Raw genomic sequence first — 15,542 nt, forward strand, 5'->3', positions numbered from 1 at the left:
ACTGAACAGGTTTCCAGATGTTTGCCAAGTCTAAAAAAGGGGCTACTTGAGCAAGTTTTTGATTGCGTTGGATATGTATTGCATGTGCAGACCATGCTGCTATGGTTTTACGCTACAAGTGTGTGTTCTTGTTGAACGAGGCAACAATGCTTGCCATAAATAAGATAAAAGACAGGGTTAGGGTTTGATGAGTTCTCACGTTATGCTGACGCATCGAACCTGCTATCGGTATGATAGGCCCGTCAGCATGGGGCCACAAACAATTCGGCTACGCCCTACGCTATATTCCCGCACACCTGTGCTCTCGTATAACCTACATGTGCAACCAGCAGAATGCTTGGTAAATTGGACACAGGATGCGTTGGGCAATCAGATTGCATGTGTTGAATGTGCTGATCAGGTGACGCAGTTTGATATTGAAGTTGCGCTGATGGTGGATCTTACGCCGTATGATCCTCTTGCTGATACAGCTATAGGCCCGGAACCTGTGAATGAGGGAAATGGGCAAACGCCGCAGCATATAAGTGAGAATATGCAATCACTCATAGGTGCGCATCAGGTTCTGGCCGCGCAAAACCCTTTGGATAAAATAAAAGCCCTTAACCAGCTTATCGCACAGCGGATTCAATACCAACGGCGTATGGAGCCGGGGGTCTGGACGGCAGAGGAAACATTGCAGCGTGCAAGCGGTTCTTGCCGAGATAGCGCATGGTTGCTGGTAAGTGCCGCGCGTCAGCTTGGTTTTTCGGCGCGCTTTGTTTCCGGTTATCTTATTCAGGAAGAATGTGCGGAAGGTAAGATTGCAACCCTGAATGGTGACTTACACGCGTGGGCGCAGGTTCTTATCCCGCAAAAGGGTTGGATTGGGTTTGATACCACATCTGGTTTTCTGGCAGGAGCAGGGCATATTCCGTTGGCAGTTGCAAATACCCCGCAGGATGCAGCGCCAGTTTCTGGCGTGTTGGATTGTTGCAAAGCCGTATTTGATGTGTTCATGCAAGTGCAGCACTTACCCCAACAATGAAACGGTTTTTCTGCCAATCCTGCAACCATCTGGTGGGGTTTGAGGCGACACAATGTGAGTGCTGTGGTGTTACTGTAGGCTATTTGCCAGAGCTTGCGGCCATGACTGTGCTAGAACCTCAGGCCGATGGAACATGGTTGCCTTTGGAAGAAAAGGCAGAAGGGAAAACGCATGCCTTTTGTATCAATCATGCTTATGGCGTGTGTAACTGGCTGACATTAGCCGCAGATAGTGGTGCATCTGCCGGGTTCTGTATTGCCTGTCAATTTAACCGCGTGATCCCCAATCTGAATGTGCCAGAAAACAAAGACCGTTGGTACAAACTGGAAGTTGCAAAACACAGGATGTTTTACACAATCCTGCGTTTGAAGCTTCCATTTAAAAACCGGCGGCAGGACCCGGAAAACGGTTTGGCGTTTGATTTTTTGGATGATGCGGCAGATGGTTCTGTTGCCGTCATGACAGGCCATAGCAACGGCATTATCACGATTGCCACTAAGGAGGCAGATGATGCCTACCGTGAAAAGATGCGCATTGAAATGGGAGAATATTACCGTACTCTGCTAGGGCATTTTCGCCATGAAATTGGGCATTATTACTGGAACGTTCTGGTAAGAGACGGTGGGAAGCTGGGAGCCTGCCGTGCTGTATTTGGTGATGATCGTGCAGATTATCAGGCTGCGTTACAAACTTATTATGCGCAATCTCCCCCACAGAACTGGCGCGAGAATTTTGTAAGCTTTTATGCGACATCTCACCCATGGGAAGATTTTGCGGAAACATGGGCGCATTACTTCCATATCGTTTCTACACTAGAAACAGCATTGGCTTACGATATGACGGTAAGTGCTACAGTTGGTGGGGATGCTCCTCTTTCTCCGCATGGAGATCCATATACAACCATGCCTTTTGAGGAAATTATCGACGCATGGGTTCCACTCACTTATGCGGTCAATAATTTGAATCGTTCCATGGGTTTGCCAGATTTTTATCCATTTACGTTAACGCAGGGTGTTCTACACAAACTGCATTTCATTCATGATCTTATTCGAGGGGCTCAGAATAAATCATAAACTCTTGGGTGTGCGGGCTTGATATATACGCAAAATAAAACCCGATGCAGCCAAAGGAGCCGCATCGGGTTTTGAGTGTTATGCTAGGCTAACAGAAAGTTGCGATTACACGCTTTCTGCAACCCAGTTTTTGCGTTTTGTTGCCTGGCCAATGCCGGGGTTCATGCAGTTGCAGGGATCAAGCTGCTGATAGTGGTCCAGCATGTTTTGCGGAGCCTTGTACAGGTGGCCCACATTATGTTCAGCCGGATAGCGCGCCCCACGGGCATCCAAACCGGGCAGCATTTCATGCTCAACAGCTATGGCATTGTAACCCTTTTTCACCACGTAGTCCTGATGCATGACATGGCAGAGGAAGTGGCCGTAATAGAGTTTAACAATCAGCTTGTTTTCAATATCCTGCGGAAGTTTTTCAAACCACTCCCGATCATTCCGGCGCAGGGCAACGTCTAGCGCCACAATGTCTTCTGCTTCCTTATGGTGCACTGCGCGGTATCTTACAGCCGCGCCAGCAGCAGCAAAACGATGCAGGAAGGCAAGTTTGCCTTCTTCTGGCGTGCATTCAAAATATTCGCCAGTAACACTGCCAAAATATGTCTGCAGATATTGGCGCATAGGTCCAGCCAGATCGTGCGAGACCTTGAGCATGAGATGATGTTCAAACTTGTCCCGATAATCCAGCATCCGCTTAGGCAACTGGCGAGGCAGCAGGTAGCTGACAGCCTGCATGATCCGATCACTCAGGTGGTCGGGCAGGAAGCCAAGTTTTTTGGCAAAAATGTCAAACCGTGATTTCATGGCGAACATTTTTGGCAAGAACTTGGTGCCAAAATAACGGATAACTGCAAAGGTATCCTTGCCGTATTTTTCAGCAATATTAAACGCATCACGGTGGATATATTCCCCCGCAATTGGCAGTTCATTAAATGCTGTCAGCACATGGCGGCGCAGGTTTTCCAGCTCATCCGTATTGTTGGTGCCGATATAAAAAACAGACGTGTCTTTGTTGGCAGGGAAGGTATCAAGGCGCACAGCAAACACAACCAGCTTGCCCGCGCAACCTGCAGCTTCGTACCAGCGTGCCGGATCTGCATTGTAGCGGGCAGGGGTGTCGGCATCAATTTCGCGCACATGGTTGATGTAATTGCCATCGTGCCCTTTGCCGGCGTTCCAATCAATATCTGCTTCTGTAAAGGTGCCCGCTTCCAGCTTCTGCAGTATGGCTTCCGGGTCATTCCCCAGTTGGATACCCAAGTGGTTAACGAGTTGCAGTTTACCATCCGGCCCGACCTGACCAAACACAGCCATTTCTGTATAGGCAGGGCCGCGCTGCACCAATGCGCCACCAGAGTTGTTGCTCACACCACCCAAAACAGAGGCACCAATACAGGAGGAACCAATAACAGAATGCGGTTCGCGCCCAATGGCAGCCAGTTTGCTTTCCAGTTCGTAAAGCGTGGCACCCGGTAGGCACACCACCTGCTTGCCGTTGCCAATCAGGTGAGATTTATCCAGCCGCAACGTGCTGATAAGCACGATATCACGGTCATAATTATTGCCATCGGGGGTGGAACCACCAGTTAGACCGGTATTGGCGGCCTGCATGATAATAATTTTATCAGCATTTACGCAGGCCTGAGCAACACGCCAAAGTTCGATAAGTGAGCCCGGCTGAACAACAGCAAGCACCTTACCCGCGCCAAAGCGAAAACCATGGGTAAAGCGATATGTGCTGTCTTCTCCGGTCAGGACATGGTGCTGGCCAGCTATATTCTTCAGCTGTTCAATCAGCTGTTTGTTGTTTTCTGCGGCGGTTGTCACGCATAAATCCTTTCTACGGCAGCCGGAGGTCGTGTTTCAGATACCGGCAAGAGTATAACGTAAAGCTGTTTTCACGGTTATGCCTGATATTGCGCCGTGAATAACAAATGACAAGAAACATGGCATAGGCAAGCAAGAAAGTCTTTGGCTACCCCCGTTTCTGGTAACGCATGGCTGTTATAACATGTTGGGGCGCGTTTGTCGTATTATCCTGAAATGCCCAACGCATCAGGCGGTTACTGGAGGGTGATGAAATGGATTGTTTAGAAAATTCTGAAAGATTTTTTATCAATGGGCAGTGGGTTTCCCCATCTGCTCAAGATCAAAAAGACATTATCAACCCAGCAACAGAGAAGCCATGTGGCCGTATTGCATTGGCCCACGCGCAGGATGTGAATCGGGCTATTGAGGCTGCTCATGCGGCATTTGAGGCATGGAGCACCACAACGCGTGCAGAACGGCTAGAGGTTCTAGGCCGTATTCCCTCTATCTATCAGCGCAGAGCAGAAGAGATGTCGCGGGCGATCTCTCTGGAAATGGGGGCTCCCATCACTCTTGCGCGGGAAAGTCAGACACCGGCAGGCTTGGCGCATATAGAAGAAACGCTAGATGCCTTGCGCCACTACAAGTTTGAGGAATGTGAGGATGATATTCTCATCACTCATGAACCCATAGGTGTTGCCGGGCTGATTACGCCATGGAATTGGCCCATGAACCAGATAGCCTGCAAGGTTATGCCTGCCTTGGCTGCCGGATGCACTGTTGTGCTCAAACCCAGTGAAATTGCACCTTTATCTGCCATTATATTTACAGAAATCCTGCATGAAGCAGGTGTTCCCGCTGGTGTATATAACATGGTGCAGGGTGATGGCCCTGTGGCCGGAGAAGCCTTGGCAAGTCATCCATTGGTCAATGTGGTGTCTTTTACCGGGTCAACACAGGCCGGTATTGCCGTGGCGCAGGCCGCAGCACCTACGGTTAAACGTGTTTTGCAGGAACTGGGCGGCAAATCTGCCAACATTATTTTCCCCGATACGGATTTTGCAGATGCAGTAGAACGGGGTGCCCAAGAGTGTTTTGGAAACTCTGGCCAGTCCTGTGATGCACCAACCCGTATGTTGGTGCCGCATGATCTGATGGAAAAGGCCATGGATATTGCAGCTAAAGTTGCGAATGGTCTGCGTGTAGGCGATCCGGCTGATAGCATGACAGAGCTTGGCCCCGTTGTAAGTGCCAGCCAGTTTAAGCGTATTCAGGCATTGATTGAAAAAGGCACGGCCCAAGGAGCCATTCTGGCTGCTGGCGGGGTAGGGCGTCCAGAAGGGCTTACGCAAGGCTATTACGTGCGCCCAACCGTATTTGGTCACGTGACATCGGATATGGTGATTGCGCAGGAAGAAATCTTCGGTCCGGTTTTGTGCATCATGGGGTATGCGGATGAAGATGATGCCATCCGGCTGGCAAATAGCACGCCATATGGTTTGGCGGCATATGTGCAATCAGGCAGCGAGGAGCGTGCGCGCCGGGTTGCGCGTAAACTCCGGGCCGGCACAGTTACTCTTAATGGTGCAGCGTGGACCGTAAAGGCCCCGTTTGGTGGCTATGGTCTGTCTGGCAATGGCCGTGAATGCAGCCGCTTTGGAATTGCAGAGTTTCTGGAAACCAAAGCAATTATTGGGTACGGGGCAGACTCAAAAAAGCAGTGAACGGCTCGGAAAGAAACTATCATTGTCCTGGCACATTATGTTCAGGGTAGAAGTTTGTCCCAATCTTTGGGGCATTTTGAGATGCTCCAAAATACACATTTGCAAGAATTGATGCAGGTCATGGTTGGGATATCTGATTCAGGCTGGGATCAGCATGCAATGCAACAGAATGCATAAATGGGGGAAAGTATTATGGCACGTGTGGCAGGCAAGGTTGCTATTGTTTCTGGCGCCGCTAACGGCATAGGCAAGGCAACAGCACAGCTTTTGGCCAAGGAAGGCGCTAAGGTTGTTATTGGTGACCTGAAAGAAGAAGACGGGCAGAAAGCCGTTGCAGAAATTAAGGCAGCAGGTGGTGAAGCCGTATTTGTCAAATTGAATGTAACGGATGAGGCTGCATGGAAGGCTGCTATTGAGCAGACGCTCAAGCTTTATGGGCGGCTGGATATTGCAGTGAACAATGCAGGCATTGCGTATTCTGGCAGTGTGGAAAGCACATCTCTGGAAGATTGGCGGCGCGTTCAGTCCATCAATCTGGATGGCGTATTTCTGGGCACACAGGTGGCTATTGAGGCCATGAAGAAGTCTGGTGGTGGGTCTATTGTCAATTTATCTTCTATTGAAGGCTTGGTTGGGGATCCAACATTGGCTGCTTATAATGCCAGTAAAGGTGGGGTAAGGCTGTTTACAAAATCTGCGGCTCTACATTGTGCCAAATCTGGTTACAAGATTCGCGTCAATTCAGTGCATCCCGGTTATATCTGGACACCAATGGTGGCCGGTCTCACCAAGGAAGATGCCGCTGCACGCCAAAAACTGGTGGATCTGCACCCTATTGGCCATTTGGGTGAGCCCAACGATATTGCTTATGGTATTTTGTATCTTGCCTCGGATGAATCCAAATTTGTTACCGGAAGTGAACTGGTGATTGATGGTGGTTACACTGCACAATAAGCAAGGCGGCTGATGCAGCTGCATGCAGGTGTAAAGGAGTGAAATTTCATGTCCGGTAAAAAGCACTTTTCCTCACGTAGGGAGAAAAAACATGCAACACGGGAGGACCTGATTCTCGCCTTGCTCAATCAGTTTGGTTCTTCTGTAGAAACTGATCGGGAGAAATATCTGGATCTGGTGTCTGAAATTGCAGAAGCTGTAGATGGACGCCGAAAGAGGGCAGGCACAGTAGATGCTACCGAAGGTAATCTAGACGTTAGCGGCTAAATATTTTTAAAAATTAAAGAGAATTAAAAAGAGCCAGCCATTTATAGCAATGACTGGCTCTTGTTTTATTTATGGCAGAGGGTGAGCAGCGTTCAGCTTTTCACGCTCTTCCAGCACAACACCCGGCTGCAGCGGTGTAGCGCGTTCCTTTTTAATATCATCTGCCGAGAAGGTGGGCGTAGAAGCCGCGCCGCTCAGGGAAGAAACATAAGTCAGCAGAGCAGCAATTTCTTCATCAGACATGGATGACATGGAAGGCATGTACCCCATGTAGGAACCACCAGCTGCCTTCAGGCTGCCAGCAAGGCCGTTTAGCAGTACGTGCGTCACGTAGGTTTTGCCTTCAGGAGAAGCCGCAATTTTGTCAATGCGTCCTTTCAGGGGAGGAAACTGCCCAGGAACGCCATCGCCGCTGCTCTGGTGGCACATGGCGCAGTGCGTTGCGTAAAGCTGTGCGCCATCTGCCGCTGCATGCGCCGCACCGGAAAAGCCTACGCCCCCGGTAACAGCTGCTAGCAGAGCGAGAACGGTCTTTTTCATAAAATACTCCTGAAAACTGTTCGATAATGAAATGACTATACACGGATAGCCTATCTTCTCAACCTAAGGAGGTTGAAAGAATATGCTTTCTTTATTTCGAACAATCAGGGCGGAAGAAAGGCTTTGTGGCTACAAATAAGGGGGAAAACGGTTACATAGCCGCGCAAAAAGGGAGAACAGGGCGCATGAGGTGCTACGCATTTTGCGCGCATATTAAGAGAATGCACGGAAAGCCACTTAATTGCAGCATTATTAAATTTTTAGGGGGAGAACGGTTTTACCGTTAAAATGGTGCCCAAGGGCGGGATCGAACCACCGACACTGCGATTTTCAGTCGCATGCTCTACCAACTGAGCTACTTGGGCACCGCAGCCTCGCGGCGTGAGAGAGCATGTATCTCACTCTTTGCACGAGATCAAGTCACCTTTCGTCATTTCTTTCAGCTTTTTCATCATTTTCAATCGGAGCAGGCGCACCGGGAATACGATAGTCGCCAGAAAACCAGCGGCCGAGATCCACATCCGCACAACGTTTTGAGCAAAAAGGCCGAAATTCAGCCTGTGCAGGTTTGCCGCATACGGGGCATTTAGCGGGTTTAGAAGTCATGCGTCCTGAACCGTCCAGAAAAAATCAGGCAAAGCAGGATCAGCCTTTAGGGCTAAAGGCTTCCCACGGAGTTGCACACAGTCTGCCACAGCCTGCGGGTCCTGCTCCAGTGCCCGAATAAGGGGAATACTGCCACGTAAGATAGTTGCTGTAGGGGCTTCTGCCAAAATGGTGCGGAGCGCCTTAAGCGCATGCCCATGGGAAGAGTTTAGAAGCTCTGGAAGAGAAGGATAAATACGCGGGCGCACAATTTCAATCAGCCCTAAAGCGCTGACACCAAGGCAGCGCGGGCGAAGAGGGTCTGCCTGCAAGGCTGCCTGCACAACATCCTGCAAGGCCTGACGCTTGCGCATGGCCATACCTGCGGGATCAATAACAATAGCGCCAGAAAGATTGCGCAGGCGAATTTGGTGCAAAAGTTCAGGCAATGCATCACGATTTGCAGCAAATTGTGCGGTCTGTTTGGGCCGAGACCCCGCAACAGGTGGGGCATCCATATCAATGGCAACAAGTGCAGGGGTGGGCGTAATGGTGGCCTGCATATTGCCGGGCAGTTCTACAGTGCTGTCTTCCAGAGCATGACATGCAGCCATGATTTCTGGTGGCATGGGTGTAAACCCGGATTCTCTTTTTGCGCGTAAGGATAGAGGCACGCGGGCAGCTGCTTGTGGGGTATCTACTACAATGGTTGCCTTTGGCCATTGGCTGGCCAAACGCTCCAAAGGTGTGGGGCCAGCAGTTACAAGGCCAATATCCTTACCTTGTGCAGAAGGCTCCAGCATGCGCACACGCACACCCTTGCCACCTTGTGCTGCGCGAGAAACGCAAACTGTTATGCTTTGGCCTTCGGTAAGATGAGAGACCGCTTTCTGATCAGATAGAAAGCCCTGCAAGCCTTGGCCCAGATCAACAAAAGCCCCACCCATAAAGGCCGCTTGCGCCGCCACGCGGGCAACATAAATATTGCCAACAAGATCCGGCGCAGCTGGCCGCCAGAGTGCGTAATCCAGCAGTGCATCATCTTGGGTAACGGCAAGGCGCATTTCACCCGGAAAGGTGGCAACACGCAAATATTGTATCACGCCAGCCAGTGCCCGGGTTGCCCACGTAAAAGTTGGGCTGTTTCGAACAGAGGTAACCCAATAACAGCTGAGCTGCTGCCAGATAGAAAGCGAATAAAGCTGGCTGCATGGCCTTGCAGGGCGTAGCCACCTGCTTTGCCTTCCCAATCACCTGCATCTAACAAGGTGTTGATCTGATAAGGCGTGAGGCGGTTAAACGTAACTGCTGTTTCTACCAGCCGGTCCGCTGCTTTGCCTTTTGGCCAAGTGGCACTGGGCATAACAGCAACAGATGTGATGACCGTGTGCCGTCTGCCAGAAAGACGTTCCAGACAGAATTGCGCTGTTTCACGGTTTTCGGCTTTAGGCAAAATACGCCGCCCCAACGTAACCACTGTATCCGCCGCAAGAATTAATGCGGGTTCGGCCACACAGGCAGCCACAGAACGCGCTTTTTCTAACGCCATACGGCGCGCATAAGCGCGAGGAAGTTCGTTTTTTGCGGGTGTTTCGTCAATATCAGCCGGAACAATGCGGTCAGGCACTACGCCAATCTGGCGCAGCAGATCTACCCGCCGGGGCGAAGCAGATGCCAGTACAAGGAGAGGTGCCTCTCCTTTAACGGAGTTCTGCTGGCCGGAAACTGTCACGGCTTTATTTGAAGCGGAACGTAATGCGACCCTTGGAAAGGTCGTAAGGTGTCATTTCAACATTCACGCGGTCACCCGCCAGAACGCGAATACGGTTTTTACGCATTTTGCCGCTGGTGTGCGCCAGAATAACGTGTTCATTGTCCAGCTTCACGCGGAACATGGCATTAGGCAGCAGTTCAGTTACCGTGCCGCTAAATTCAATCATGTCTTCTTTAGACATTGCATCCTTCGTATGTTTCAGAGCCGTTAAAGGTCAATCTTGGTGAGCAGATATGGGTGACCGGCAGCCTATGGTCAAGCATTAGGTGTTGAGGCTGCCAGTGTATCCAGTCTGGCGGAAACGCTAAGTGCATGGGCTTCCAGGCCTTCGGCCTGAGCCAATGCTACAGCAGCAGGTCCAATCTGGCGGAGGGCATCAGGCCCACCGGAAAGGAACGTTGTACGCTTCAGGAAGTCAAAAACAGACAGGCCAGAAGCAAAACGCGCGGTGCGTGAAGTCGGCAGCACATGGTTGGGACCACCTACGTAATCCCCAACTGCTTCTGGGCAGAAACGGCCCAGAAAAGCCGCCCCGGCATGGCGCACATGGGCAAACAGGCTTTCCGGGTCATCTACCATCAATTCAAGATGTTCGGGGGCAAGGCGGTTTGCCAGTTCTACCGCTTCTTTCATGTCGCGGCAGATCAGCACTGCCCCGTTACGGGCCCAGCTTGCACCGGCAATAGCAGCGCGGGAGAGCACGCGCAGTTCAGCTTCCACAGCCGCAATCACAGTGTCTGCAAACGCCGCATCGGGGGTGATGAGCGTGGCCTGCGCGCATTCGTCATGCTCAGCCTGTGCCAGTAGGTCCAGAGCAATGAGGCGCGGATTTGTATTCGAATCGGCAATCACCACCACATCAGATGGGCCAGCAATGCTGTCTATGCCCACGTAGCCAAAAACCTGACGCTTGGCTTCGGCCACATATGCGTTGCCCGGGCCAACAATCCGGTCAACCGGGCGAATGGTTTGCGTGCCGTAAGCCATGGCGCCCACTGCTTGCGCACCACCAACACGGTAGATTTCTGTCACACCAGCGCGATGCGCGGCGGCCAGCACCAGTGGGTTAATAACTCCATCAGGCGTGGGCACGCACATGGCCAAACGCTTTACCCCAGCAACTTTGGCGGGAATGGCGTTCATCAGCACGGAAGATGGGTATGCGGCTTTGCCACCGGGCACATACAGGCCCACAGCATCCAGCGGAATCCAGCGCATGCCCAGTGTCATGCCAATATCATCTGTGTAACGGATATCAGAAGGCAGCTGGTTTTTATGGAAGGACTCGATACGTTGTGCCGCAACATCCAGAGCTTCCAGCAACTCCGGGCTTACTTTTGAACGTGCTAGCTCAATTTCTTCTGCTGTAAAGGCAAGCTGCTGAGCCGTAAGGGGCAGGCGATCAAAGCGTTCCGTAAAGGCGCAAAGTGCAGTATCGCCCTCTTTGCGCACGGCAGCCAGAATATCCGCAACCGGTTTATGAACTTCCTGCCCTTGTTCCTCACGGTTTGAAAGAAGGGCGGTAAATTCGGTTTCAAAATTCGGTTCGCGCGTATCAAGCCGTTTCATGGAATGCGTCTGCCTTACACATTTTCCGCAACGGGCGAGGATGCAGCAAGCGCCGTGCGAAAGCGGGAGAGAATGCGGTCAATCTGTTCCGGGCGGGTTTTAAGGGCCGTGCGGTTAACAATTACGCGGCTGGTAACCTGCGCGATGGTTTCCACTTCCTTCAAGCCGTTGGCTTTTAGGGTAGAGCCCGTGTCTACCAGATCCACAATCAGACGAGAAAGCCCAAGCATGGGGGCTAGTTCCATAGCGCCATGCAAATGCACGATGGTGGCGTTAATGCCCCGCGCTGCAAAAAAGCGCCGCGTGATAGCAGGGTATTTAGTGGCCACGCGCACTTCGGACCATCGCTTCCATTCCTGCGGATCATGCGGAAGGTGGGCAGGCTGCGCGACAGAAATGCGGCATGCGCCAATACCCAGATCAAGCGGGGCATAAATTTCGGGGTAATCGAATTCCATCAGCACATCAGCGCCGCAAACGCCAACCTGAGCACCACCGCTGGCTACAAAGGTTGCCACATCAAACGAGCGCACGCGCACCACATCAACCTGTGGGTCCTGCGTGGGAAAGCGCAGTTTGCGGCTATCTCCGCCCAGACATTCCGGGGCAGGGGCCATGCCTGTGCCGGACATAAGGGGGGACACGGCTTTGAGGATACGGCCTTTAGGTAGAGCCAGAACAATGCGCCCGTTATCTTCCGTGCCGAAAGATGTTTCGGTCTGATGGGCAGGGCGGGGATGGTTCATGAAAACTCCGGCGGAGGCAAGGCGTGTCAAATTAGGCCTGCACTCCTACCACAAGGTGCAGCAGAAGAAAAATATGTAGTGGCCACATCTGCTATCCGTTTGCTTCTGGCAGATATGGCTACCCACCAGATCTAAAGGGAAAACCCTTTAGATCTGGTAGAGGCATGGTGTGATTTACTTCTTCCACCAGCCGGTACGTCTGCGCGTTGCCGGCGGGCTATCTTCGATCACGATAGGCTGAACAATAGCTTCTTCCGTTTGTTTGTCAGAAGCCTCGGTTGCGGCTGCTTTAGGGGCAGCTACAGCTTCGCTTTCGCTGGCAGCTTCCGTAGCAGGTGCAGGTTCTGCCTTTTTGCGAGTAGTACGCCGACGTGTTGTTTTCTTCGGCTTTTCCTCGGCAGTTTCTGCTGTGGAAGGTTCTGCTGTTTCCGCAGTCTCATCCTTTGCCGCTGTTTTACGGCGGGTTGTGCGGCGGCGCACAGGCTTTTTGGGCGGCTCTGCTTCAGCTGAGGCAGCCTCATCTGCCGGTGCTGCTACAGGCGCTTCAGCCTGTTCGACAGTTTCTTCTGCTGCGGGTTCTACCTTCTTACGTGTACGGCGGCGGCGTGGTTTAGGCGCTTCTTCCGTTTTTTCAGGCTCTTCCGCTGCGGTCGCAACAGGCTGAGGCGCAACATCTTCTGTTTTCACTGGTTCAGCAGGTGCGCTTGCAGTTTCTTCCTGCACGTTTGCCGCTTTTGGTTCAGGTGCAACTTCGGCGGCCTGTTGGCGTGCAGTATTTTCCAGCAGCTCGAAAATATCCGGCGCACCGCCAAATGGATTGGCCGGTGTTGGGCCTTCCCATGCTGGCATAGTGGGCCGTGGTGCCGGACCTTCTTCGATATCTACGTGGATTTCTGTACGCGTTTCAGTCGGTTTGCGCACGCGGGAGCGGCGGGTTCTACGCCGGCCCGGCACCAGATTGGTTTCTGCATCTGCTTCTGCAACAGGTTCTGCTGCATTTTCAGAGGCTGCAATTGGCGCGGCTTCATCTGCTTCCGGTGTGGCGGCATCAGACTGCGTCTGTGGCGCAGATGTCTGATTGGTATCCTGATCACTCCGCCGACGGCGACGACGGCGACGGCGACGACGTGGCTCATCCGAATTATCGACAGCTTCTTGAATTGCAGAAGGTTCTGCCGCCGGAAGTTCTGGCGTGGCTGCAACAACCTCATCTGCCACAATGTTTTCAACTGGTGGCAATGGGGGCTGAATCCGTGGCGGACGGGCATGTTGGCGACGTTCGATCCGAACTTCTGGAGCAGGCAGCGTGTTGTCTGCAGCAAACAGCACTTCCATCTGGTGGCGCTGTTCAATCTGGGTCAGCCAGTCTCGCTTGTTGTTCAGGATATAGAAAGCAATATCCGCAGCAACATGCACGGTAATGGCGGAAGAACGGCGGCGCGCACCTTCTTCTTCCACTGCGCGCAGAACATGCAGGGCGGAACTTTCGATGCTGCGCATCATGCCTGTGCCATTACAGTGCGGGCAGGGCATGAAGGCAGCTTCTGCCACAGATGGCCGCAGCCGTTGGCGAGACATTTCCAGCAACCCGAAGTGGGAGATGGAGCCAATCTGAATACGGGCCCGATCATGCCGCAGGGCATCTTTCAGGCGGCGTTCGATCATGGAATTGTGACGGCGGGACTCCATATCAATGAAGTCGATCACAATCAGCCCAGCCAGATCACGCAGGCGCAGTTGGCGGGCCACTTCATCAGCTGCTTCCTGATTGGTACGGAAGGCTGTTTCCTCAATATTCCGCTGGCTGGTGGCTTTGCCGGAGTTTACGTCAATGGCAACCAGAGCTTCTGTCTGGTTGATAACCAGATAACCGCCAGAGCGCAGGGACACCACGGGGGAGAACATGGCATCCAGATGCCCTTCCACGTGGTAGTGCGTGAACAGGGGCTGGTTTTCCTTGTTCCACAGTCGGACTTTTTCTGCATGCTGAGGCATTAGCATGCGCATGAAGTCCCGCGCGGCCTTCCAGCCGTTTTCTCCATCCACCACAATTTCGCTGATTTCGCGGGTGTAAACATCGCGGATGGCGCGTTTTACCAAGCTCGCTTCTTCGTAAATCAGCGCAGGTGCAACAGATTGAAGCGTATGTTCGCGGATATCATCCCACAGATGGAGCAGATATTCGCAGTCTCGCGTAATTTCGGGGCCGGGCCGCTGGGCACCTGCCGTGCGCACAATCATGGCCATGCCGCGCGGCAGGTTCAGGTCAGAAACAATATCCCGCAGGCGGCGGCGGTCTGCCACAGATGTAATCTTGCGTGAAACACCACCACCACGCAGGGCATTAGGCATAAGCACACAATAGCGCCCAGCCAGAGAAACATAGGTGGTCAGGGCTGCGCCCTTGTTGCCGCGTTCTTCCTTAACCACCTGCACCAGCAGCACCTGCCGGCGGCGGATAACTTCCTGAATGCGATAGTTGCGCAGGAATCGGGCAATGCGTTTCTGAATAAGGGCTTCTTCACCCGTATCTGTCTCGCCGCCTACATAATCAGGTGTATCCTGCTTATTGGCAGAGCGCTGGCCCTGTTCTGAACCTTCGTCTTCTTCATTCTGAGCAGAGGAGTCAGATTCAGCCGTGTCCTGTTCAGCGTCAGATGCCTGTGTTTCTGCGCTTTCTGGCGCATCATCTTCATCAGCGCCGTTTTCGCCGTTTTCCAGGAGAGCTTCTTCTTCAGCTTGCAGAGCGAGAAGCTTTTCGCGGTCAGAAACCGGGATCTGATAGTAATCAGGATGGATTTCGCTAAAAGCCAGAAAGCCGTGGCGGTTGCCACCATATTCTACAAAGGCGGCCTGCAGGCTTGGCTCTACGCGAACAACGCGGGCAAGGTAGATGTTCCCTTTAAGCTGCTTTTTGGCAGCAGATTCAACATCGTAATCTTCAAGCCGATTTCCGTCCATCACAACAACGCGCGTTTCTTCCGCGTGTGTTGCGTCGATCAGCATACGCTTTGACATAAAAAGAAAAACTCCGGTGCGCCGGTGGCCAGCCTGTGTGGTGCTGCCGCGTAAATGGCATGGCACGACGGAGCAGGGGCTCTTCCGGCGGATATAAACAGGCGTGCGATAAAAATTGGAAGGCGTACAAAGTTTCCACAGCTGCCCCTGTATCAGCATCCATCAGGCATGGTACGGCCTGCGGTCTGGCTGTTTTCAGCAAAGGGGAGGGGCGGGCGATGGTCATGTATCCTTCAGTCAGTGTTTTCTGCCCCTGATCTTTATGCGTGCGGGCGCGGTATTTATGTAACCAGCGGCCCCCGTTCACGGCATGGACGGAGCGGAAAAAGCGCATGACGGGCATTTCTACCCTTGTGCCACGCTGTGTGAACATGGCTCAAATAACTATAAATCGCAAGCCATTCGTAACAAACACTGTTTTAGGGTGCCGATACACCTTTTTTCTGTCATTTTCAGTGCACACTT

At 52.4% G+C, this 15,542-nt stretch carries 14 protein-coding genes and 1 tRNA gene; 5 read left to right on the plus strand and 10 right to left on the minus strand.

Going from position 1 to position 15,542, the window contains the following annotated elements:
* Positions 1 to 187 precede the first annotated feature (187 nt).
* Both QQM41_RS08995 and QQM41_RS09000 read left to right on the plus strand, forming a co-directional pair.
* A complete protein-coding gene (locus QQM41_RS08995; protein WP_339076917.1) occupies positions 188 to 1,024 on the plus strand; it encodes a transglutaminase family protein in 837 nt (278 codons plus the stop codon).
* Positions 1,021 to 2,097 (plus strand): putative zinc-binding metallopeptidase, encoded by a 1,077-nt coding sequence (locus QQM41_RS09000; protein ID WP_339076918.1) that lies wholly within the window; start codon positions 1,021 to 1,023, stop codon positions 2,095 to 2,097. Before QQM41_RS08995 ends, QQM41_RS09000 begins: the two co-directional genes overlap by 4 nt.
* Before the next feature lie 105 nt (positions 2,098 to 2,202).
* Here QQM41_RS09000 and dld read toward each other — a convergent pair whose 3' ends face one another.
* Positions 2,203 to 3,918 (minus strand): D-lactate dehydrogenase, encoded by a 1,716-nt coding sequence (gene dld, locus QQM41_RS09005; protein ID WP_050818384.1) that lies wholly within the window; start codon positions 3,916 to 3,918, stop codon positions 2,203 to 2,205.
* Between the two features lie 254 nt (positions 3,919 to 4,172).
* Here dld and QQM41_RS09010 point away from each other — a divergent pair, with 254 nt between their 5' ends.
* The 3 genes from QQM41_RS09010 (at position 4,173) to QQM41_RS09020 (ending at position 6,845) form a co-directional block, all read left to right on the plus strand.
* Positions 4,173 to 5,624, plus strand: a complete 1,452-nt coding sequence (locus QQM41_RS09010) for an aldehyde dehydrogenase family protein (RefSeq protein ID WP_339076919.1) — start codon at positions 4,173 to 4,175, stop codon at positions 5,622 to 5,624.
* A gap of 192 nt (positions 5,625 to 5,816) precedes the next feature.
* Complete coding sequence (locus tag QQM41_RS09015; protein WP_050820249.1) at positions 5,817 to 6,578, plus strand: glucose 1-dehydrogenase; 762 nt, start codon at positions 5,817 to 5,819, stop codon at positions 6,576 to 6,578.
* 48 nt (positions 6,579 to 6,626) lie between these two features.
* Complete coding sequence (locus QQM41_RS09020; RefSeq protein WP_339076920.1) at positions 6,627 to 6,845, plus strand: hypothetical protein; 219 nt, start codon at positions 6,627 to 6,629, stop codon at positions 6,843 to 6,845.
* A gap of 69 nt (positions 6,846 to 6,914) precedes the next feature.
* On the opposite strand, the gene QQM41_RS09025 is transcribed toward QQM41_RS09020, so the two are convergent.
* The 9 genes from QQM41_RS09025 to QQM41_RS09065 form a co-directional block, all read right to left on the minus strand.
* Complete coding sequence (locus QQM41_RS09025; RefSeq protein WP_087651857.1) at positions 6,915 to 7,385, minus strand: cytochrome c; 471 nt, start codon at positions 7,383 to 7,385, stop codon at positions 6,915 to 6,917.
* A 289-nt stretch (positions 7,386 to 7,674) separates the two neighbouring features.
* Positions 7,675 to 7,750: transfer RNA gene (locus QQM41_RS09030), tRNA-Phe, on the minus strand.
* A 55-nt stretch (positions 7,751 to 7,805) separates the two neighbouring features.
* Positions 7,806 to 7,991, minus strand: coding sequence for a DNA gyrase inhibitor YacG (locus QQM41_RS09035; RefSeq protein WP_003628614.1), 186 nt, complete (start codon positions 7,989 to 7,991; stop codon positions 7,806 to 7,808).
* The gene (locus tag QQM41_RS09040; protein ID WP_339076921.1) at positions 7,988 to 9,073 is read right to left on the minus strand and encodes a ribonuclease E/G; all 1,086 of its coding nucleotides are present in this window, start codon (positions 9,071 to 9,073) and stop codon (positions 7,988 to 7,990) included. Before QQM41_RS09040 ends, QQM41_RS09035 begins: the two co-directional genes overlap by 4 nt.
* Entirely contained in the window at positions 9,070 to 9,702 is a 633-nt protein-coding gene (locus tag QQM41_RS09045) for a Maf family protein (RefSeq protein ID WP_339076922.1), read from the minus strand. Before QQM41_RS09045 ends, QQM41_RS09040 begins: the two co-directional genes overlap by 4 nt.
* Before the next feature lie 4 nt (positions 9,703 to 9,706).
* Positions 9,707 to 9,925, minus strand: a complete 219-nt coding sequence (gene infA / locus QQM41_RS09050; protein WP_003623225.1) for a translation initiation factor IF-1 — start codon at positions 9,923 to 9,925, stop codon at positions 9,707 to 9,709.
* A 74-nt stretch (positions 9,926 to 9,999) separates the two neighbouring features.
* Entirely contained in the window at positions 10,000 to 11,313 is a 1,314-nt protein-coding gene (gene hisD, locus QQM41_RS09055; protein ID WP_339076923.1) for a histidinol dehydrogenase, read from the minus strand.
* A 14-nt stretch (positions 11,314 to 11,327) separates the two neighbouring features.
* Positions 11,328 to 12,059: an ATP phosphoribosyltransferase gene (gene hisG / locus QQM41_RS09060; protein WP_003623223.1), complete on the minus strand. Its 732-nt coding sequence runs from the start codon at positions 12,057 to 12,059 to the stop codon at positions 11,328 to 11,330.
* A 174-nt stretch (positions 12,060 to 12,233) separates the two neighbouring features.
* Positions 12,234 to 15,236 carry an Rne/Rng family ribonuclease gene (locus QQM41_RS09065; protein WP_339076924.1) on the minus strand — a complete coding sequence of 1,001 codons (3,003 nt, stop codon included), beginning with the start codon at positions 15,234 to 15,236 and terminating at the stop codon, positions 12,234 to 12,236.
* Positions 15,237 to 15,542: the final 306 nt, after the last annotated feature.

This window comes from Acetobacter sp. AC2005 (genome assembly GCF_037901235.1).
Taxonomy (GTDB): Bacteria; Pseudomonadota; Alphaproteobacteria; order Acetobacterales; family Acetobacteraceae; genus Acetobacter; species Acetobacter oryzoeni.

Bases quoted from the DNA above. Each gene is read 5' to 3' on its own strand.
- QQM41_RS08995 (WP_339076917.1), top strand. From the start codon at position 188: ATGAGTTCTCACGTTATGCTGACGCATCGAACCTGCTATCGGTATGAT.
- QQM41_RS09000 (WP_339076918.1), top strand. From the start codon at position 1,021: ATGAAACGGTTTTTCTGCCAATCCTGCAACCATCTGGTGGGGTTTGAG.
- QQM41_RS09010 (WP_339076919.1), top strand. From the start codon at position 4,173: ATGGATTGTTTAGAAAATTCTGAAAGATTTTTTATCAATGGGCAGTGG.
- QQM41_RS09015 (WP_050820249.1), top strand. From the start codon at position 5,817: ATGGCACGTGTGGCAGGCAAGGTTGCTATTGTTTCTGGCGCCGCTAAC.
- QQM41_RS09020 (WP_339076920.1), top strand. From the start codon at position 6,627: ATGTCCGGTAAAAAGCACTTTTCCTCACGTAGGGAGAAAAAACATGCA.
- QQM41_RS09025 (WP_087651857.1), bottom strand. From the start codon at position 7,385: ATGAAAAAGACCGTTCTCGCTCTGCTAGCAGCTGTTACCGGGGGCGTA.
- QQM41_RS09035 (WP_003628614.1), bottom strand. From the start codon at position 7,991: ATGACTTCTAAACCCGCTAAATGCCCCGTATGCGGCAAACCTGCACAG.
- infA (WP_003623225.1), bottom strand. From the start codon at position 9,925: ATGTCTAAAGAAGACATGATTGAATTTAGCGGCACGGTAACTGAACTG.
- hisD (WP_339076923.1), bottom strand. From the start codon at position 11,313: ATGAAACGGCTTGATACGCGCGAACCGAATTTTGAAACCGAATTTACC.
- hisG (WP_003623223.1), bottom strand. From the start codon at position 12,059: ATGAACCATCCCCGCCCTGCCCATCAGACCGAAACATCTTTCGGCACG.
- QQM41_RS09065 (WP_339076924.1), bottom strand. From the start codon at position 15,236: ATGCTGATACAGGGGCAGCTGTGGAAACTTTGTACGCCTTCCAATTTT.